Raw genomic sequence first — 19,657 nt, 5'->3', positions numbered from 1 at the left:
AAGTCTACGCCTTTTTTTATGTCGAATTTTAAATTCGATAAATGTTAGCTAAAAATAAGATAGCGGTAGATGTTAGCCGAAAACAAAATAATGGTGACCGCGATGTCGTTATCGTGAGTAAAGTTCAGGTCTTGATCTTGTGCTCTATCAAAGCTTTGAGGTGGTTTATAATCGATCATACCCCATGCGCGGTCAACAAGTGTTTGAGCTATGGAGTGAGGATTAAGGTGTTTTTCGTAAGTATCTTTGCCATTATTCATCTCTTGTTCGATACACTCTTCAACAATATCAACCGCAGCTTGAGGGCTTATAACATCCCAAAAGCCTGCTGTTCCAAGAATAAGAAAGCGATGTCTTGGATTTGGATTTACTTCCTGAATATCAATCCTGGAAATAAAATAGGGGAGGAAATGAATTTGGCCAATACCACGTGTTGTTTTGGATGTATATGATGTATTCGGGAGAAATTTATTTTCAATCATGTTGCAGGCGTAAAGATAATAATCGTTTGAGGTTGATCGCATAAAGGCGTTCGCTTCATAAATAACGGCTTTAGCCTGAGCGGTGTATGATCTTAAATATGGTTTTGGTATAGAATTTTTTTCATTAAAAAAAGGAGCCGTAATCCGATTATATTCTTCTTCATTTGCCAAAGTGTGCGGTTGCGTAAGAAGCTCATATTTATCAAATGTTTTTAATACTGCAAGGGAATTCCCCGCATGAGCGATGGTAATTTTTTTATTTTTATCAATAATTGCTAAGAGCACGGATGATCCAGATAGTTCATTTTCAGCCAAAAATTTTGAGTGAACATCATCAAGAGCACGTTGGATAGCATTGCTCAGTAATGGATCTTGTTGAACCTGAAGTCGTATGTTCGATAAAATATTTTTCTTAAGATATTCTGAAACATTGTCTCCTCCAATTCCATCAAAAAGACCAAAAATCCAATAATTGAGGCCATCGATCGGTTCTTCGATAAGTGGCGTTTTAAAGTGGACATTGTTGTTCCCATTTGATTTTGCGTGTGTTGCTGTACATGCTAGGAGAAATTTTTTTGATTGATGAATTTTTCCATGAGGAGTCAGCTTAATATCTTGATTATTGTTGTTATTATTACTACTCAGTTCAGGATTACTTCTTGTAAACAACGAAGTAGCGTATTCCCATGAAGAGTACAAGCCATAAGCCGGTATCTGGTAAGCTACTAAGAGTATTGTCAACAAAAATACTTTTTTTACTAAGCACGCTTTTCTTTCTCTGTTCATCATGACTTTCTCCTCCCAATGGACGCATTGAAGTTTTTATCATGGTACGAGTTGAGCAGAAGATAAGCGTGAAGTCAATTTTATTGATGGTTAAAAAAGATAATGGTTGCAGTAGCATTGTCATGAGCGCTTGCCCCATGTGCTGCTCTGATTAAATCACGTGCAATCTCTTGAGCAATACAAGCGTCCACTTGATCAGCCGCAATCCCTCGTGTAGAGAGTTGAGCATTGATAAAGTCTACAGCTGGTTGAAGTCCAATAACATCCCATAATCCGTCACTGGCGATAATAATAAATTCATCATGAGGCGCTATTTGAATTGTCGAAATGTCCGGTTGAGCGGTAATGTGGTCAGAAAAAACTTTGTCACCCAGTGTTCTGCATAGGTTAAGCAAAAACATCTGTTCATGAACCTGCATCATCAAAGACCAGCTTCTTTGTGTGTGCTGGAGGTTCAAATTTTCTATGGTAAAAGGGAACCTGGTGTACTGAGGGTAAGCGGTGGCGAAATCTTCATAAAGTTGCACGCGATGGTTTTTTTGGAGTGCAGCATAATAGTTATTGACCGTATGTTTTGTGGTAAGAGTACGAGCAATACCTTGTCTGCTCAGCACCGCTTGGGTGTCGCCAACATTGGCACAATAGAGTTTTGAATCCATAAAAAGAGCGACGGTTGCAGTGGTTCCATCATAGCAACAAGCATAATTTGCGCTTGTGGTTATGAAGCTCAAACTGAGTGCTTGTTGTACATCGGCATCGTCTAATTGCTCTTTTTTTTTCAAGAGCTTACAAAACTCTTTGCTCAAATGCTTATGGAGTGTTGCATGAGCCCACTGTGCAGCGCCATCACCTCCGTGTCCATCATAAACACCAAAAAAATGAGCATCATATGCTCCATTAATTTGAATAAGAGGTGATTCTTGATCTGTTGGAAAGTAACGATCTTCTTGAGCTCTTCTGTTCCCTTGTTCAGTCCATGAGCTGTGCGTTAAAATTAATGGTGTTATTTGCAAAAAGGTGCACAAGAAAAATGTCAGAAAATAGAGAAGGCGCTTCATGGTGAACCTCGTTTGTTTTTAGTTTTGATTGAACGCGAAAAATCTGTTATCAGTTTGTGCAACAGCATAACAAAGGAGGCTCATCATGCAAAGAATTTATGATTATTGATTTGGGGCAAAAAAAATAATTGTTGCTGTAACGTTATCATGGTCCCATATTGAAATCGCTTTTTCTACCAACTCTTGAGCAATTGCACGCGTGGCTTCATGCGTAACGGTTTCAAGAGTAAGCCCTTTACGTGTTAGTTGATGAAGAACAAAATTGACAGCCGCCTGATAACTCATAACATCCCACAATCCATCGCATCCTAAAATCAAAAAACCTGGTTGATCAATATGATGACTTTGTATAAATGGTTCTGCAACGCAAAATGGTTTGAATGGTCGATCGCCAATTCCTCGGCTGATAGCAAGCGTTCCGCCTCTAATTATTATTCGAGCTAATTGATTGAATTTTGAAATAATTTCTTCGTGCCCATCAAGGGTATATGTTTCCAAAAAATTATTAGTTTGTTGCTTAATAAGGTCTTCAGACTGTTTTTGCTTGATTGTTCCATATTCTGTGATTGTTCTGATGGTATCCGCTTCATAAATTTTTACTGCGCCATCAACTTCATTGATAATTCGTGCAAGTTCTTCAGGGGAATCTGGTGAATGACGTTGTGTTAAGCAGGTTGCAGTTTTCCCGTTAAAACAGCCGACAGCTTCTGCATCTCCCGCATTTGCAATCCAGAGGGTTGCCTGGTAAATCAAAGCGGTAACAGCAGTCGTGCCATCAGTATTTTGTGAGAAAAAGATTTGATATCGAGTATCGGTATTTTTATATCCAGAAGTAATTGCTTGTTCTATATTTCCACTTTTGAACAATCGATTTTCTACAATGTTACTGTGCAGATTCCACGATGCATATTCTGCTGCATGTTTACCTCCATGACCATCATAAACACCAAAAAAAAGCGTGTTATCGGCTATTAAAGGTCTGTGTGCGTGGTAAGGAAAATGCGCGTCTTCCATGGTTGGACGGCAGTCTCCTTGTGCCTCATGCATCCCGTAAACGACGGTGATATGTTGATTCGGCGTGATAACTTCTTCAAGCTCTTCATCAAGGAACACCGTTGAGCCTGCACGAACGAGTCCAGAGTTTTGATCATCTTGATCATCATCGTCACCAATAATTGGCGTTGAGGGTGATTCAAGTAATGGCGTTGTTGGTTCTGATATTGGATTCATTCCAAAGCATGGTTGAGCATATGAAATAAAGCCTGTTAAAAGAAGTAGAAAAAGCGATTTTGAAAGCATAGTGAGTTTTCTTTGTAAGAATTCGTATTGAATTTTTTTTAAATAATTGAGCGTTTATTGTAAATGACAATAAAAAAATGACAATAAAAAAATCCCACATGTAGAAACTACAAGCGGGATTACGCACAGATCGCAGTGGGGTGACATAACATCACCCCATAACGTGCGATTTATTTTTCTTCTTGAACGTCAGTTGTAACGTCAGCAACAGGTACTTCTATTTCAGGAGTAACTATTGTTTCTTCTTGAGCTGGAGCGTTAAGCTCAGCCATCAATGCTTCAAGGTCTGATTCTGTTGTTTGAACGTCGGTAACGTCAGCAACAACAGGACAAACTGCAGCGAGTGCAAGAATGAACGCAAGTGTAAACATTTTCTTCATAAGAGATCCTCCATTTAGGGTTCATCTACGTACTACGTACGACTAACTATCTGATTTCAGTATTGCATAAATTTATTATTTGTCAAATAGGTCTGAGTTATTTTTTCAAACTGAAATGTTGGCTGTAAGAAAAAAGCCCCCAGATGAGTTTCTGGGGGCTCAAAAAAGATCTAAAAAGAGCTAAATTTGATTAACTTCAGTAGCTTTTTTATCGCTGGTCTGATCAACTTTTTCAATAAATTGGTCAGTTACCTTCTGCATTACAACAGATAAGCGCTTTGCGAAGTCTTCTGAAATAAGACGTTTTTTCTCAGCTTCACGAAGTTCGTTATGAAAGTCTTTTCGGACATTGCGAACAGCAACGCGAGCTTCTTCGGTCTTTTTACCCAGTAACTTAACGAGTTCTTCTCGGCGAGAAGCACTCATTTGGGGCAATTGAAGGCGAATAATGCTTCCATCATTTGCCGGTGTAAGCCCAAGATCTGAGTTGTGAATAGCCGCCTCAATGCTGCTAATAGCTGACTTATCCCATGGTTGGATTGTCAAAAGTCTGCCTTCTGGTGCTGCAAGTGTTGCAAGTTCACGCAGTGGCATAAATTGGCCATAGCATTCAACTCTGAGGTTTTCGATAAGTGCCGTGCTTGCTCGTCCTGTGCGAATGGTGGCCAACTCTTTTTCAAAATGTTTGACCGCTTTGTCCATTTCGCTTGCTAAAAGTTTCTCAAAACTTTTAGAATCGCCTTCTTGAAAAGCTATTTCATCCATGATCTAATCCTTATTTATCGTATCGTTGGGAAAATGGTACTTCCAAATTCATCATTTTTTGCAACGTTAAGCAGTGCTTCCGGTGCAAAAAGGTTAAAAACTCTAATCGTAAGTTGGTTTTCTTGTGCAAGTGTGAGCGCTGTCATGTCCATAATTCGTAAATTTTGCCGCAGGGCATCATCAAACGAAATGGATTTGATAGGCTTGCTTGCAGGATTTTTTACCGGGTCATCGTCATAAACTGCATCAACTTTAGTTGCTTTCCAAACCTGCGTTGCTCCCATTTGAAGTGCACGAACAATCGCATTCGTGTCTGTTGTAAAAAATGGGTTACCGGTACCGCCTGCAAAAATAATAGAGCGATCATGCTCTAAAGCCTGGTCAATTTTTGCCTGTGAAAGCTCTTCAACCATTCTTGGAATTGCTACAGAGCTTAACAGTGTACTTGAAACATCTTCGTTGCGTAAGCATTCTTGTAAAATGATTCCGTTCATGACTGTTGCAAGCATGCCAACATCATCGGCAACCGACTGCCGCAATTTTAAATGCTTGCCTTCGTGACCACCACGGAAAAAATTTCCACCACCAATAACAAAACCAACATGGTACGTTTTTGATAGCTCTTTAACCTGTTCAGCAAGCGCATGCACAAGTTGATAATCAAACCCTGAAGGCGTTAATTCCATGTCGGTGCATCGTTGATTATGCACCCGAAACAGTTCACCGCTAATTTTGATCAGAATTTTTTTCTTCATTCCAACTTTCACAATTATGCAGAACGACCAACTGCAAAACGCGCAAAGCGAACAATACGCAATGGGCTGCCAATTTTGCTGCCAACAGCATCCATGTGTTGTTTGATAGAAATTTTATCGCTCTTAATAAAAGCTTGATGAATCAAGCAGTTTTCGCTGTAAAACTTTTGCATTTTACCGTCAACGATTTTCTCGATCATTGCTTCTGGTTTGCCGCTTTCTTTGAGCTGCTCTGTTGCAAGAGCGCGCTCTTTGGCAACGATTTCAGCTGGTAGTTGTGTTGGATCAATGCAGATTGGATTGGTAACTGCAACTTGCATGCAAATGTCTTTAGAAAGCGCTTGTAAGTCCTCAAGCTTTGCTGAAACATCGTTGTCTGCTGCAAGCTCAATCAAAACGCCAATGGTAGAGCCTGGGTGAATGTATGCATTGACAACGCCATGCTTTTCAACTTTAAATTGAGCAACTTTATCAATTTTGATGCTTTCGCAAATTTTTGAAATCAGCTCATTGAGTGATTCGCCCAAAGTTAAATTTTGGTTTGCTGCACTCATATCCAACAATTTTTGAATATCAGTTTCGTCATTTTCTGTACTGACCAGTGAAACTGTTTGAGCAAATGTTTTCATTGCATCGGTATTTGCAGAAAAATCAGTTTCGCAGGCGACCATGGTCAACGATCCTGAACGAAAATCTGGAGCAATGTGCGCTTCAACGCGACCTTGAAGTGTTTCATTTTCGGCACGCTTTGCGGCAACTGCAGCACCTTTTTTACGTAAGAATTCTACCGCTTTTTCAAAGTCACCTTCAGCTTGTTCAAGTGCTTTTTTGCAATCCATCATGCCAACTTGCGTCTTGTCTCGTAACTTTTTAACAAGGTCCATACTGATAGTAGTCATTCAATGCTCCTGCAATTTTGAGAGTTTTTAACGATTCTTTTTAATTTTTCTGGCAAAGGGGTTACATTTTTCCAGAGTTTTAGGTATCATTCTGCCAAAAATAGATGATTTTACAAGGTACGTACATCTACTTTGACAAAAAAGTGCTAAAAATTTAGGCTATGTGCGATGGGTTACATCGAATTACATAGACATTTAATGGTTGTGATTGCACAATTGCCAAATCTTAAAGGAGTTTTAACATGCCAGTACCCAAACGCAAAACGTCGAAAAGAAGACGCGATCAACGCTCTGCAAACAAAGGCCTTAAGCCAAAGTCTGTAGCTCAGTGTCAAACCTGTCAAGGTCCGCTCTCTACTCATGCAGCATGCCAAGGCTGTGGATACTACAAAGGTGTCAAAGTTTTAAGAACCAAGACCGACCGTATGTATTCGCGTGGCAAAGCACGTGAAGCAAAAGAGTCAAGAGCTCGTTCTGCAGCACCAACAAATGATGCCGATGCGCAAGGCTCCCAAGAGTAAATAGCTGCTTGTACGGCCACTTGCTTATGTGAAAATGCGTTAATTAATGCGGCTAACTAAAAAGTAGTCGCATTTTTGCTCAAAAGTTTAGGCTCGAAAGAAGCTATGATTGCGCTGGATGTTATGGGCGGTGATCATGCACCCCAAGCTATAGTGCACGGTGCATTGCTTGCCGCACAACAATCAATACCTATTACGCTTTTTGGTCCGTACGACCTTATCACATCCCTTCTTGAAAAGCTTGATGCAGGCTGGCAACGTTATCCGTTGCATATTGCGCATGCTGATCAAGTTGTTCATATGGATGATGATCCGGTATCTGCGGTCAAAACAAAGCCCGGTTCCTCGCTTGTTAAAGCGGTCTCAAGTGTCAAGCAAGGCATCTGTCAAGCGGTTGTATCTGCTGGGAGCTCTGGAGCGTTAATGGTTGCATCAACGCTTATTCTTGGTCGCCAAGAGGGTGTTGGAAGAGCTGCAATTGCTGGTTTTCTTCCAACAAAAAAAGGAAAAGTTCTCGCCCTTGATCTGGGGGCAAATACCGAAGTTCGCCCAGAGCATTTATACCAATTTGCTCATCTAGGAGCGGCACATGTTGCTGCTGTAAGTGGAATCAAGCGTCCACGTGTTGCCCTTCTGGCAAACGGCCACGAAGACAATAAAGGGTCAGTTTTAGTAAAACAGGCTCACCTTTTGCTGAAAGAATCAACACTCAATTTTATTGGTAATGCAGAGCCCAAGCATGTTCTTGATCATGAAATGGATGTGATTGTTTGTGATGGTTTTACCGGTAATGTGCTCCTTAAAACCTGCGAAGCGGCTACCGATATGTTCAGCGCATGGCTTGCCCAAGGCATAACAAAGTACTCCGAAAAAATGTCAGCAGAGAATGCTCAACAGATGCAGAAAACAGCTCGTTTTTTGCAAGCATCAATTGATGCTCGACTTGATTACAAGCAAGTTGGCGGCGCATTATTACTTGGTGTCAACGGTACCGTTATTGTTTGTCATGGAAGCTCCGATGCTCAGACTATGCAGTACGCGATAACCTTCGCCTGGAGGACCATAACTCAAGGCGCAATAATTCAAAGAGAAATTATTGAAACTGTACAATTGTCATGAGTTCGTTATAGTTGAAAAAAGTTATTTGAAATATGAAAAATAAATAATGAGGAGAGGAAGCGATGGATTTTTCAGACAACATCATGGTTGAGTGGATTGAGCGAGCAGTAGACTTTGCTCTTGAAAACAAAAAAGTTGTTATTTCTGGTGCTTTGGCATTGATACTCGGCAGCGGTGGCATGGTTTTCTATCGATGGCATGCAACTTCTCTTGCCCAGCAAGCGCATAAAACACTTATTGAAACACTCCAAGTCTTTGAAGCACCTATTCAAAAGGTGACTGATAAACCCTCTGAACAAGCACAATTTCATTCAGCAACTGAAAAATGGACACAAATAGCATCACTGTGTGCAGATGCGCATGATCGCTTTAAGCGCACAACGCTTGCGCCGTTCTTTTTGGTTTATCAAGCAGAAGCTTTACTTAATCTTAAAAAACATGATGAAGCACTCCCCGTGCTCCAGCAAGCTCAAGCACAAATGCGCAGTCAACCACTCAAAGATTTTATGAATGTTAAAGTTGCTTTGGTCGGCATGGATTGTTCAGCACAAGCTTTGCAGCAAGAGGGATTTCTTCAGCTTAAACGCCTTGCTGAAAATGCCGATCACACAGCTCATGAATTTGCTTTGTACAACCTAGGCTTGTACTTTTGGAATAACAAAGAATTTGCTCAAGCAAAAAATTACTGGCAGCAAATGCTGGTGAAATATGCTCAAAATGATGCTCGCTCAGGCGGCGCATACACCGAGCTTGTCAAACAAAAACTTGCACTTATTACTGTTGAGAACTAATGAAAAACGCTCCTATTCGTGTTCGATTTGCCCCGTCTCCAACTGGGCATTTACATATCGGCGGTGTTCGAACCGCCATTTTTAATTGGCTTTTTGCGCAGAGCACAGGTGGTACTTACAGCCTGCGCATTGAAGATACTGATGTTGCTCGTTCTACTCAAGAATTCCTCGCTTCACAGTTGGGATCTTTAGAGTGGACAAACTTGTTGCCCGAGCAACCAATTGTCTATCAAATGGCCCGCGTGCAAGAACATCAAGCAGCTGCAAAAAAACTGCTTGAGCAAGGCAAAGTATATCCATGCTTTTGCGCACCGCTTGATGCCGATATGGTGATCGAAGAACTCGAACAAGGAGTAGGGCGTAAATATGAGGGCACCTGCCGCAACAAACCCTTTACCGCCCAAGATTTAGCTCAACCGCATGCACTCAGATTCCGTGTGCCAGACGACCTTGATTCAGTCAGTTTTGATGACGCCATCCGTGGTCGAATCACCCTTCAGGCAGATCAATTTGATGACTTTGTTATCATCCGTCGCGATGGCACACCAACCTATAACTTTTGCGTCGTTGTTGACGACATTTTTATGCAGATTACTCAGGTGATTCGTGGAGAAGACCACATCACCAACACTTTTAAACAGATTCTCTTCTACCGTGCACTTGGTGCACAAGAACCACAATTTGCCCATTTACCGCTCATTTTAGGACCATCAGGCAACAAACTCAGTAAGCGTGATGCCTCTACGTCAGTCCAGGAGTATCGCATGCAGGGCTTTATGGCTGATGCGCTGCTCAACTATCTGGTGCGCTTGGGATGGTCGCATGGAGATCAAGAAGTATTCACCCGAGCTGAAATGGTGCAATTCTTTAAGCTTGATGATGTGGGCAAAAAAGGGGCTATTTTTGATATCAAAAAATTACTCTGGCTCAATGGCATTTACATTCGTCAAAGCAGTTCTGAGCAACTTTTGACCGCAATTGCGCAGATGGATGATCAAAAGCATGCACTCCTGTCTGCTTCGTGGACACCTAAGCAACTCAATGCGCTGTTTGTGCAGTATCAACAACGCGCAACAACCCTGCTTGAGTTAAGCAACGACATCATCGCGCTTGCACATGATCAACAATCATACGATCTGCACTTGCTTGAAAAATGGAAAACCGCAAATACTCAATCAATGCTGGAAGCGTTTATACAGCTGCTGCAACAGTGTGGCCAGCCATCGCATGACAGTCTTCTGGAGCTTGCAAAAGCGGTTTGTGCTCAGCACAACGAGAAGCTGGTAAATTTAGCCCAGCCATTGCGTCTTGCTTTGACCGGCTCTCTTCAGAGTCCAGGGGTCTTTGAACTTATCACAATTCTGGGAACAGACAGAGCAATCAAGCGTATTAAAAAGCTTGTTGCTCAGCAGTCAGCATCTTGAGTATGCTGGTTGGAGGTTATCAGTTCATTTCTAAAGGGTAGGGCATAGCTATGAAAATAGGCATGATATTCCCCGGCCAAGGTGCTCAAACACTTGGCATGGCTAAAGATATTTATGATCGTGAACGCATTGTTCAAGAATATTTTGAACAAGCATCCAGTTGTCTTGAAAATAATTTTGTTCGACTTTGTTTTGCTTCATCCGAGCGAGAACTTAAAGAAACCGTCAATGCGCAAACCTCAATTTTCCTGGTGAGCGCAGCACTGGTTGCATTACTCAAAGAAAAATACAACATTGAACCTGCCATAGTTGCAGGACACAGTTCTGGCGAATATGCGGCAATTTTTGCTGCAGGCGGCATGAGTTTTTCAGATGCGTTGTATCTGCTCAAAAAGCGATCACTTTTTATGGAAGAGGCTACCGTACAACTTCCAGGGACGATGATTGCGGTCTTGGGCTTAGACTATCAAGATGTCCAGGATCTGTGCGCTCGTCATGACGATCCGTCAGGGAATGATCGCGTTGCTGAAGTCGTTAACTACAATACCCCACATCAATTTGTTATTTCAGGTACGGTTCCGGAGCTTGAAGCGGTTGCAGACGATGTGCGAGCAGCCGGTGGAAAAGTAATTTCTCTCAACGTCTCGGGAGCATTTCATTCTCGACTCATGAAGCAGGCCGAAGAGGCATTTGCTCAGTACATGGTAAAAGTCGATTTTAAAGATTTGACCGTTCCCTTGGTTGCTAATGTCACCTCAAAGCCTGTCATGCAGCATGAAGAGCTCAAAGATGTTGTAGTTCGTCAAATGAGTAGTCATGTTCTCTGGTGGCCATCAATGGAGCATTTTAATGACTGCGATATCATCATTGAAGTTGGTCCGGGTGCTAAGCTTACCAAAATGCTCAAGCGCGAATGGCCTGACAAGCAGGTGATGGCAATCAACACGCCAAGTGATATTGAGCAATTTTTGGCTCTGCTTGGTAAAGAGGTTCAAAAGTCTGAACTCGAGATGGATCTTGAGCATGAGCAGGAATTAAAAGCTGAACAAAAAGCTGAGCAGTTAGCTGAAAAAGAGGCTGATGAGAAGTTAGAGAATCAGGAGTAGTTTTATGGTGTTTCTTGATCCTCGGAATGATGTGGCTTTCAAAAAAATTTTTGGTTCAGAAGAGCACAAAAATATTACGATTTCATTTCTTAATTCAATCTTGGAATATACCGGTGATAGAGCCATCAAATCAATTATCTTTCTCAACACTGAACAGCATGAAATTATTCGGCTGAAAAAAGATAATATTCTTGATATCTTGTGCACTGATCATGTTGGCCGTCAGTACATTGTTGAAATGCAGGTTGAGAAAGTTAAGGAATTTGGTAAGCGGATGGTTTACTATGGTGCAAAAACTTACTCCATGCAGCTGGGCAAAGGAAAACCGTATCACAAATTATTCCCTGTTATCGTTGTTGCAATCATTGATTTTACGATGTTTCCAGATAAGCGTGAGTATAAATCAATTCATCATATAGCCGATGCAAAAACAGGTGAGAATGATCTTGACCAGCTTTACTTTGCTTTTGTTGAATTACCCAAATTTAAGAAAAAAGAATCTGAGCTTAAGTCTGCCGAAGATAAATGGATTTACTTTATTGGCCTGAGCAGAATACCCCAAGGCTTTGAAGCCTGGGGATGAATGCGAGTCCGTTGGGCGGCGCAGGGAAAAGCGTTAGTCTTGTTTTTACAAGCCGCCAAAATGAAGATGGGAAAAGGCCGTAGGTCTTTTGCGATCTGAAAAATATGTTGTCATACTGTGGTCTATGAAGAAATATTGGACAGGTGCGCATACAAAATATCGGCTTATGATACACATAGTTTGGATACCAAAATATAGAAAAAGAATTTTGAAGGGGGATCTTGCAAAAAGAATTGATGAATTATTACGTGAATGCGCAGATGTTAATAGATGGAATATTGAAGAATTAAATGTTCAACCAGACCATGTGCATATGGTTTTACAATTTCGTCCTGATGTAGCAATAAGTAAGATAGTTCAGCTTTTTAAAGGTAAGAGCAGCAAGGTTATAAGGCAAGAATTCCCCGAATTAAAAGAATTTTACTGGGGTGACAGTTTCTGGGGCGATGGATTTTTTGCTGAAACAGTTGGGCATTGTAATCTTGAAACGATAAAAAATTACGTTAAAAACCAGTGATGAAGGTAGAAAAGTTATCTTACAACTAGGCGGATTCCATGGCTTTTAAGCCGTGGCCGCTTCAATAAGTCAATTAAAAAACAGACGCAGATTCCAGCTCCACTCGCTCGTGGAGAGTTTGAAGAGGCATGCGAAGTTGCACAACGTGCAGCGTGGTCAGAGGACGAGCTTAACGCTTACGATGATGCGTTTGTTCGTGAAACGGATGCGCAAACCTCAAAGGAACTTGCTTGGGAAAAAGGGATGGCAAAAGGACTCGAAGAGGGTCTTGAAAAAGGCATTGAAAAAGGGCGGGAAGAAGAACGTCGAGCACTGGCTCGTCAATTATTAACAGAGCTGAATCCCGAAAAAGTTTCTCAAATGACTGGTTTGCCCATTGAAGAAGTTAAGCAACTTAAGAAAAAATAATAATTTAGAATGTCCTTGATCATGAAAAATGTTTTGGTAACCGGGGGGTTGCAGGGCATTGGCCGAGCAATTGTTGATCATCTTCATGCTCGCGGTGATAAGCTTTATGTCTTTGATTGCATCGATGCAACAGCTTTAGTTGTTCAGGAACTTACCGCTCAGGGTATTGTTTACATCCAGGTAGATGTAGCCGATACGAGTTCAATTAAAGCTGGTTTTGAACAACTGTATGCACAGCTTGATGCGCAGCGTGAAAATCAGACAGGAAGCGGGGCGCTTGAGGTGCTTGTTAACAATGCAGGCATCACGCGCGATGCACTTGCACTCCGTATGTCAGAATTAGACTGGGATATTGTGCTTGACGTAAACCTCAAGGGTTCATTTTTTTGTGCCCAACAAGCGCTCAAACGAATGGTCAAGCAATCACAATCATATATCATCAATATCAGCTCAATTGTTGCCCAAACAGGTAATCCAGGTCAGGCAAATTATGCAGCAAGCAAAGCGGGGCTGTGTGCACTCACTAAATCGCTTGCGCTTGAATATGCGAGCCGCAATATTCTTGTAAACGCCCTTGCCCCGGGCTTTATTCAAACAACTATGACTGATAAATTGACTGATCATATCAAGCAAGAAATTTTGCAAAAAATTCCACTCAAGCGGTTCGGCTCAAGTAATGATATTGCTCACTGCGTTGCCTTCTTGACATCAGGGGATGCTGATTACATTACCGGGCAGGTGATTGCCATCAACGGTGGCATGGTTTAAAATTTTATAGTGGTTTTATAGCATTTAAAATTGTTTGCATGCATTGACAGTAAGCAGGAAGAGAATTAAGTATCTCTCGAGTTTGAATGATATCATATCGGTGAGTGGTCGCATTTCTGTCGTCAGCCATGTTGATAAGCATTTCTCCCGTTTCTTCGGTGCCAAAGCTTGTGTCGTTATTTCCCACTGGAGTTTGAATTTTTCCATATGATACCTTCGTCAAGAATTGTTTCTTGGAGTAATGGAGGGATATTGTGAAAATCAACAACATCAACAATAAGGGGGATAGGGAGATTTTCAAGAGTTACTCGAGCTCTTTGTATTTCCCTGAGTAGGATGCGTTCCCCTGTGTCAACTGCAACATCAACATCAGCACCTTCTTTGTGTGTTGCGCGTGCGCGTGAGCCGAATAGGATAATTTTTGCGTTGGGAAAATGATATTCAAGAGCTCGTACAATAGCGTCTTGATATTTTTGATTAATATGTTTATTCATTGCTTAAATTTTTCTTATAAAAAAGTTGGATACTCTTAACCTACCGTTGTTTTTATATTCTTGCAAGGCACCCTGGGAGCGCTAGTCTAGAAAAAATATTTATTTTGGTTATCCTATGCTAACGTAACGCTAGAATTTATTTTTTCTATGTCGTTACGTAAATGAGTAGAACAATAAAATTTAAAATTAAAGAGAGTTTATTATGGCTTTTAATAAAGAAGATTCACTGAGCAAAGTAACCGCTATCATCGCTGAAAAATTGAGCATCCCTGCAGCAAATATCGCTCCATCTTCAACATTCAAAGAGCTTGGCGCAGATTCTCTTGATGTTGTTGAAATCATCATGAGCTTTGAAGAATCTTTTGGCATCGAAATTCGTGATGAAGATGCTGAAAAAATTAAAACAGTTCAAGAAGCCGCAGATCTCATCCACACTGCTCGCACCAAGTAACTATTTTTTACAACGAAACAGTTAAAACAGCTATGACTTCAAAAAAACATCACGTTGTCATTACCGGTATTGGGCTTGTTACTCCGCTTGGCAACACAACACAAGAGAGCTGGCAGGCACTGCTTGCAGGAACTTCAGGAATTAAAGCCCAAGACCGTTACGCCATGCAAGGATACCACCCCTATCCCGCAGGCTTTGTTCGCAACGAACAAGAGACACTTGATAAACTCCTTGATGCAAAAGATCAAAAAAAAACCGATCGCTTCACCCACCTGGCACTCATTGCAGGGCACGAAGCGCTGCATGATGCAGGCCTGAGCGCCACGCATCCAGCAGATCGAACACGCTTTGGGACCTACCTGGGCGTTGGCATCGGCGGACTGGGTTCTATCTCCGACGTGGTGCTTACGCTGGAAAAAGAGGGGCCAAAACGAATTTCCCCTTTCGCAATTCCCAAAGTAATTAACAATCTTGCACCCGCTTGGCTGAGCATGCACCATGAGCTTCAGGGGCCGGTGCTTGCATTGACCAATGCATGTGCTTCAAGTGGCGATTCGCTTGGTCTTGCATTTCGAGCGGTTCGCGACGGCTATGCTGATTACATGATGGCTGGTGGTACAGAAAGTTGCGTGGTTCCGGCATCACTTGCAGGTTTTGGAAACATGCGTGCACTTTCCAGTTGGTCGGGCGATCCTGCGTGCGCAAGCCGTCCATTTGATGCGCAGCGCACCGGCTTTGTTATGGCCGAAGGTGCAGCAGTTTTGATCTTGGAACGAGAAGATTATGCTCGTGCACGTGGTGCAAAAATTTATGCTGAAGTTGTAGGCTACGGTGCATCGGCCGATGCATATCACATTACCTCTCCGCATCCAGAAGGGCGCGGCGCGTGTAGTGCTATCACCCTGGCTCTGGATGATGCGCAGATAACTCCTGAACAAGTGGGGTACATTAATGCTCACGGAACAGCAACCGTGATGGGTGACCGCATTGAAACGCACGTTATCAAAACGATATTTGGTGACCATGCGTTACCCGTAACACCAGATCATCTGCTGGTGAGCAGCACTAAAAGCATGACTGGGCACATGCTGGGAGCTGCCGGAGCAGCTGAAATAGCATTCACTGCATTGGCGCTGCATAATCAAAAATTCCCCCCAACCATTAACTTAGAAACGGCTGATCCGTTGTGCGATCTTGATTACATTCCCGGAGTTGCACGCAGCGCGCCGGTTGAGTATGCGCTATCCAATGCCTTTGGCTTTGGTGGTGGCAATTCAGTCGTGGTGTTGAAAAAAGCATGAGTGGCTGTTTTTAATTTTTTTAATCTATGGATCTATTATGAAGGTTACCGTTTTAAATCGCGGTAAAAATTTTCATGAGATCCTAGTGCAAGCAAAATGAGCTCAAGTTCTCCACTTTTCTCATTTAATTCATAAAGGTTAATTGATTGATCATCTTAAATTTATAAACCTGAATGCCAACTAAATCACGCTTTTTCATATCCCCGACTGATGGGTTAGCAATAATGATTCTTATTGCTTGGTCCAACTCTTTTTTTTGGTTGAGGTGGAGTTTCTTTACTTGCTTGCTCAACGTTGGAGTTTGCAAAATATTCATAATTATTTCTCGTCAAACTTATATGATTCAAGATGACTTGATTTTGCCTCTTGCTGTGCAATAAGAATGCTTTTGATAAATTCATAGGTTAAATCTGGATTTTTTTCTGCAATTTTACCTATTTTTGCCCAATGCTCTATTTGACCACCATTCCGTTAAATTAAGCCTGATTTTCAGACATGGGGCAGTAGAATTATCCCTGATTTTTAACCATGGAGGCTTATGAAGCGCTTAATTGACTATTTTTTGCAGAACTGGAGAGTGAGTCCATTTTATGCAATTGCCAAAATTGCTGCTGATGCAGATGAAGAGATAAAAAAAGCAATCATGTTTTTGGCTGAAAAAAGTTCAGGTTAGGTACTCGAGATAATTATCAGGTGTGATGACAATAAAAGAGGCTTGTGGATAATTTTCTAGCCAATCTGAAGGAGCACTTACTTTTTTCTTGGCAGACCATTTTACTTCAAAAGCTGTTCGCTCAAGTTCAATTTCTTCAATAAAATCAACCTCTTGACCCTGATATGTTCTCCAAAAATAGCGCTTCCCATAAAATCCTTTATAGGTTGTATTTTTGAGTCTCTCGATAAATGCAAAATTCTCCCATAATTGGCCAACATCGTTACGCAGGTTCAAAGGATTGAATTGTGCAATAACCGCATTACGTACCCCTAGATCAAGGAAATAATATTTCTGCTTGCCGGTAACTTCATTTCTTGGATTATTACTCAAAGCTCCAAGTTTGTGAATGACAAATGATTTTTCAAGTAAATCTAAGTATCGAGCTACAGTTTTTGCATCGACACAAAGTTGTGTTGCAAGTTCATTATGAGATACAAGTTGTCCAACTTGAAATGCTAATAATTTAACAAGGTTTAAAAGTGTTTCAGATTTTTTTATTCTTTCCATCGATAGAACGTCTCTCAATAAATATGAATCAACAAGTTCTGTAAGAATACTTATTTTTTCTTGTCTTGCTTGAGCAGAAACAACTGCCGGGTAACCACCAAAAATTAAAAAATCTTCTAGTTTCTCTCGTAATTCATATTTATTGTACATGTTTGAAAGTTCAAGTTGTGCAATAGGATAAAGCGTCAGTGTTGATTTTCTTCCCGTTAACGGTTCTCCTATCGATTGTGACAGATCAAATGATGATGATCCTGTAGCGATAATAGAAAGCCCTGGAACATTATCAACAAGAATTTTAAGCGCCATGCCAATATTTGGTATTTGTTGGGCCTCATCAATCGCTATAAGATTGTAGCCTTGGGCATATTCCAAAATCTTATCAAAGTCTTGCGACCCTAAGAGATTCTGTGTACGAATATTATCACCCGAGTCGAGTTTGTATTTGAGCGTTGTTTGACTGAGAAAGCTTTTTAAAAGGGTCGTTTTTCCAACTTGACGAGGGCCAAAAATGATAAGAACATGGTTTTGCTTTATGTAATTACTAAGATTTTTATAATATCGTTCAATCATAGAAATTCTCCTAAAAATCAAATTATTCATAGTAGATCCTTATAATTGTAGTAATTTACGGAGTGTAAGTCCATATTTTAATACTAATTTACGGAGTGCAATTCCCGATTTTTAAACAAAAATCAGGAATTGCTGAGGTGGCTTGAATAAGGAGTGTTATCCTTTAGACATAAAATGTGGTAATCGACTCTGTCTTCTCAGATTCGGAATAACACTGAAGTTTTTGACTTCCGAGTGCTTCAGTCTTGATTTCATAGTAGGCTCTGTCAATAGCGTTATCAGATCGGCAATCTACGATATTGTGATAGAGAAATTGCTTTTCTGGTGCGCGGCAGGCAGGTTCTGCCGCAAGCCCCCCTTCATGTGGGGTTATAGGGGAGCAACCTGTCCGCTTGCTGAGTATTGTTCTGGTCTTTGATTCATAGTTTTAACTATTTTTTGTTAAATACTAAATGAGGTTCTTGCTCAAGTAGTGCAAAAATACGTGCGATGCTTGATAGCGTTAAGTTTGCTTCACCTTTTTTGATTTTGGCTATATGTGCAGGGCTTACATTCAATCGCTGCACAAGCTCATTAAATCCAATGTTTTTTTCCTTCATATAATCATTCATTGCGCACGTAATATCATTTTGTAATGATTTAAGAGCTTGCACTTCAAGCCGCGCTTGTTTATCGATGGCTGCAATCTCTTTTTTTGTAAGACGAGTTTGAATGTAATCATTAAGCTTTTTTGTTTTCATAGGGTATTCTCTGTTAACTGAGCTTAAATGTTTCATAATCAGGTCTTTTATCCATTTTGCTTTACCTCTGCTGAATGTTATGCAATAGAGATCTGAAGATTCTTACCAAGAGCATGTGCAACTTTTAAAAGAGTAGACAGAGTGATTGAGGGGTTTTCTGGGTTGAGTAGTCTATTAATTGCAGCTTTACTTGTTTTCATTCTCTGAGCAAGCTCGGTCTGAGTGATGCTTTCATTTTCAAGAATAGCAAGCAATTGATATGCTATGATCCGTTTAAGAGCAACGGCTTCTGTTTTCTCAAGAATTCCTTCTTCTTTAAGAAAGCTGTCAAGTGTTTGCCCTCTATGCTTTTTATTGAATTTTTTCATGATTAAAATCCTTCTCTTTATTCCAGCTTCTTTAATCTACTGAGTGCAAGTTCAATTTCTTGTCGCGGAGTTTTCTGAGTTTTTTTAATAAAGCCATGCAATACTGCTATCTGATTATCTCTGACAACAAAAATAAATCGAGCAATTCTATTACTCAAATTGGTTTTTAATTCCCACAAGCCCTGTTCATTCGTAAATTATCGATGGAATCCATCAAAAAAGCTTCAATAATATTTATCAAATCCCATCGTATAAAAAACTTTGTTGTAACGTATTCAGCTGGATCCCAAATCAAGTTTGGGATGACATCCTAGAAAATCGATAATCAACTGAGCCAGTGGGTCAATACAAAGAATTTGAATTATCGAGTTCGCGTTATATAAATTCTAAAGCAGGTGCTTTTCCCGGTTTATCTTGATAGAAAAACACGGTTAAAACTTTTTTAGAGGTATGTTTTTTCATTAAAACACCTGTTTGAGATTTTAAAAAAATATGGCTTACACCTAATAGAATGTTATCAAATTTGGTAACACGGGTCAATAATCTGTGCGACTTGCAGGTATAGGCTTAGTCGAAGAGCGCCGCACAGCTGAATCTCTTCAACCTTGCTCCCGCCTTCGTTCTTTGAACAGAGTTTATCCTGCCTGCCTCGCCATAGCCCAGAGGGCGACGTCGGGAGCTTAGTCGTAGTGAACTTAAGCGGACAGGCTCCGGCTTGTTAGAGCTCAGGCGGAATTTATAACAGGTACAGAGTAATTTTGGTGAACTTAAAGCAACAGGGTGGCCTTGAGCGCCTTGCGAACTTAGCCAACCCGTTGCTAAGGCTTCGAAAAAAGAGTAATTAAGAGTT

The 19,657-nt window shown here is 40.9% G+C and carries 24 protein-coding genes and 1 pseudogene; 11 read left to right on the top strand and 14 right to left on the bottom strand.

What is annotated here, in order from left to right; all coding sequences use genetic code 11:
- Positions 1-44 precede the first annotated feature (44 nt).
- The 7 genes from JST56_01095 to tsf all read right to left on the bottom strand — a co-directional run bounded on the left by JST56_01095 (position 45) and on the right by tsf (position 6,424).
- On the bottom strand, positions 45-1,271 hold the full coding sequence (locus JST56_01095) for a protein serine/threonine phosphatase 2C family protein (GenBank protein MBS1987571.1): 1,227 nt from the start codon (positions 1,269-1,271) through the stop codon (positions 45-47).
- A gap of 77 nt (positions 1,272-1,348) precedes the next feature.
- Positions 1,349-2,326 (bottom strand): protein serine/threonine phosphatase 2C family protein, encoded by a 978-nt coding sequence (locus tag JST56_01090; protein MBS1987570.1) that lies wholly within the window; start codon positions 2,324-2,326, stop codon positions 1,349-1,351.
- 102 nt (positions 2,327-2,428) lie between these two features.
- Positions 2,429-3,625, bottom strand: coding sequence for a protein serine/threonine phosphatase 2C family protein (locus JST56_01085; GenBank protein ID MBS1987569.1), 1,197 nt, complete (start codon positions 3,623-3,625; stop codon positions 2,429-2,431).
- A gap of 170 nt (positions 3,626-3,795) precedes the next feature.
- Positions 3,796-4,005 (bottom strand): hypothetical protein, encoded by a 210-nt coding sequence (locus tag JST56_01080; protein ID MBS1987568.1) that lies wholly within the window; start codon positions 4,003-4,005, stop codon positions 3,796-3,798.
- Between the two features lie 180 nt (positions 4,006-4,185).
- On the bottom strand, positions 4,186-4,770 hold the full coding sequence (gene frr / locus JST56_01075) for a ribosome recycling factor (GenBank protein ID MBS1987567.1): 585 nt from the start codon (positions 4,768-4,770) through the stop codon (positions 4,186-4,188).
- 14 nt (positions 4,771-4,784) lie between these two features.
- Positions 4,785-5,525 (bottom strand): UMP kinase, encoded by a 741-nt coding sequence (locus tag JST56_01070; protein ID MBS1987566.1) that lies wholly within the window; start codon positions 5,523-5,525, stop codon positions 4,785-4,787.
- Between the two features lie 14 nt (positions 5,526-5,539).
- Entirely contained in the window at positions 5,540-6,424 is an 885-nt protein-coding gene (gene tsf, locus JST56_01065) for a translation elongation factor Ts (GenBank protein MBS1987565.1), read from the bottom strand.
- A gap of 242 nt (positions 6,425-6,666) precedes the next feature.
- Between tsf and rpmF the strand changes: the two genes are divergently transcribed.
- The 9 genes from rpmF to fabG all read left to right on the top strand — a co-directional run bounded on the left by rpmF (position 6,667) and on the right by fabG (position 13,661).
- Positions 6,667-6,945, top strand: coding sequence for a 50S ribosomal protein L32 (rpmF, locus tag JST56_01060; GenBank protein ID MBS1987564.1), 279 nt, complete (start codon positions 6,667-6,669; stop codon positions 6,943-6,945).
- A 75-nt stretch (positions 6,946-7,020) separates the two neighbouring features.
- Positions 7,021-8,064, top strand: a complete 1,044-nt coding sequence (gene plsX / locus JST56_01055) for a phosphate acyltransferase PlsX (GenBank protein ID MBS1987563.1) — start codon at positions 7,021-7,023, stop codon at positions 8,062-8,064.
- 62 nt (positions 8,065-8,126) lie between these two features.
- Positions 8,127-8,855, top strand: coding sequence for a hypothetical protein (locus tag JST56_01050; protein ID MBS1987562.1), 729 nt, complete (start codon positions 8,127-8,129; stop codon positions 8,853-8,855).
- Positions 8,855-10,279: a glutamate--tRNA ligase gene (locus JST56_01045; protein MBS1987561.1), complete on the top strand. Its 1,425-nt coding sequence runs from the start codon at positions 8,855-8,857 to the stop codon at positions 10,277-10,279. Before JST56_01050 ends, JST56_01045 begins: the two co-directional genes overlap by 1 nt.
- Before the next feature lie 50 nt (positions 10,280-10,329).
- Entirely contained in the window at positions 10,330-11,385 is a 1,056-nt protein-coding gene (fabD, locus tag JST56_01040) for an ACP S-malonyltransferase (protein MBS1987560.1), read from the top strand.
- A gap of 4 nt (positions 11,386-11,389) precedes the next feature.
- Positions 11,390-11,968 (top strand): Rpn family recombination-promoting nuclease/putative transposase, encoded by a 579-nt coding sequence (locus JST56_01035; protein MBS1987559.1) that lies wholly within the window; start codon positions 11,390-11,392, stop codon positions 11,966-11,968.
- A 124-nt stretch (positions 11,969-12,092) separates the two neighbouring features.
- A complete protein-coding gene (gene tnpA / locus JST56_01030; protein ID MBS1987558.1) occupies positions 12,093-12,485 on the top strand; it encodes an IS200/IS605 family transposase in 393 nt (130 codons plus the stop codon).
- 243 nt (positions 12,486-12,728) lie between these two features.
- Positions 12,729-12,893 (top strand): hypothetical protein, encoded by a 165-nt coding sequence (locus JST56_01025; protein MBS1987557.1) that lies wholly within the window; start codon positions 12,729-12,731, stop codon positions 12,891-12,893.
- A gap of 9 nt (positions 12,894-12,902) precedes the next feature.
- A complete protein-coding gene (gene fabG / locus JST56_01020; protein MBS1987556.1) occupies positions 12,903-13,661 on the top strand; it encodes a 3-oxoacyl-ACP reductase FabG in 759 nt (252 codons plus the stop codon).
- Positions 13,662-13,837: 176 nt separating this feature from the next.
- Here the strand turns inward: fabG and JST56_01015 are convergent, their stop codons facing one another.
- Complete coding sequence (locus tag JST56_01015) at positions 13,838-14,155, bottom strand: nucleotidyltransferase domain-containing protein (GenBank protein MBS1987555.1); 318 nt, start codon at positions 14,153-14,155, stop codon at positions 13,838-13,840.
- Positions 14,156-14,357: 202 nt separating this feature from the next.
- On the opposite strand from JST56_01015, the gene acpP reads away from it, so the two are divergent.
- Both acpP and fabF read left to right on the top strand, forming a co-directional pair.
- On the top strand, positions 14,358-14,606 hold the full coding sequence (gene acpP / locus JST56_01010; GenBank protein ID MBS1987554.1) for an acyl carrier protein: 249 nt from the start codon (positions 14,358-14,360) through the stop codon (positions 14,604-14,606).
- A 32-nt stretch (positions 14,607-14,638) separates the two neighbouring features.
- Complete coding sequence (gene fabF / locus JST56_01005) at positions 14,639-15,907, top strand: beta-ketoacyl-ACP synthase II (protein ID MBS1987553.1); 1,269 nt, start codon at positions 14,639-14,641, stop codon at positions 15,905-15,907.
- Between the two features lie 44 nt (positions 15,908-15,951).
- On the opposite strand, the pseudogene JST56_01000 reads toward fabF, so the two are convergent.
- From JST56_01000 to JST56_00975, 6 genes and pseudogenes are all read right to left on the bottom strand, one after another.
- Positions 15,952-16,223, bottom strand: a pseudogene (locus JST56_01000) (type II toxin-antitoxin system RelE/ParE family toxin).
- 2 nt (positions 16,224-16,225) lie between these two features.
- Entirely contained in the window at positions 16,226-16,363 is a 138-nt protein-coding gene (locus tag JST56_00995; GenBank protein ID MBS1987552.1) for a hypothetical protein, read from the bottom strand.
- Between the two features lie 208 nt (positions 16,364-16,571).
- Complete coding sequence (locus JST56_00990; protein MBS1987551.1) at positions 16,572-17,729, bottom strand: ATP-binding protein; 1,158 nt, start codon at positions 17,727-17,729, stop codon at positions 16,572-16,574.
- 401 nt (positions 17,730-18,130) lie between these two features.
- On the bottom strand, positions 18,131-18,439 hold the full coding sequence (locus JST56_00985; protein ID MBS1987550.1) for a helix-turn-helix transcriptional regulator: 309 nt from the start codon (positions 18,437-18,439) through the stop codon (positions 18,131-18,133).
- A gap of 77 nt (positions 18,440-18,516) precedes the next feature.
- A complete protein-coding gene (locus JST56_00980; protein MBS1987549.1) occupies positions 18,517-18,807 on the bottom strand; it encodes an XRE family transcriptional regulator in 291 nt (96 codons plus the stop codon).
- A gap of 17 nt (positions 18,808-18,824) precedes the next feature.
- Entirely contained in the window at positions 18,825-18,965 is a 141-nt protein-coding gene (locus tag JST56_00975; GenBank protein ID MBS1987548.1) for a type II toxin-antitoxin system RelE/ParE family toxin, read from the bottom strand.
- Positions 18,966-19,657 lie beyond the last annotated feature (692 nt).

This window comes from Candidatus Dependentiae bacterium (assembly GCA_018266175.1).
GTDB lineage: Bacteria > Babelota > Babeliae > Babelales > RVW-14 > JAFEAY01.
The sequence above is the reverse complement of the archived record's forward strand: the minus strand, read 5'-3'. Positions and strand labels throughout refer to the sequence as shown.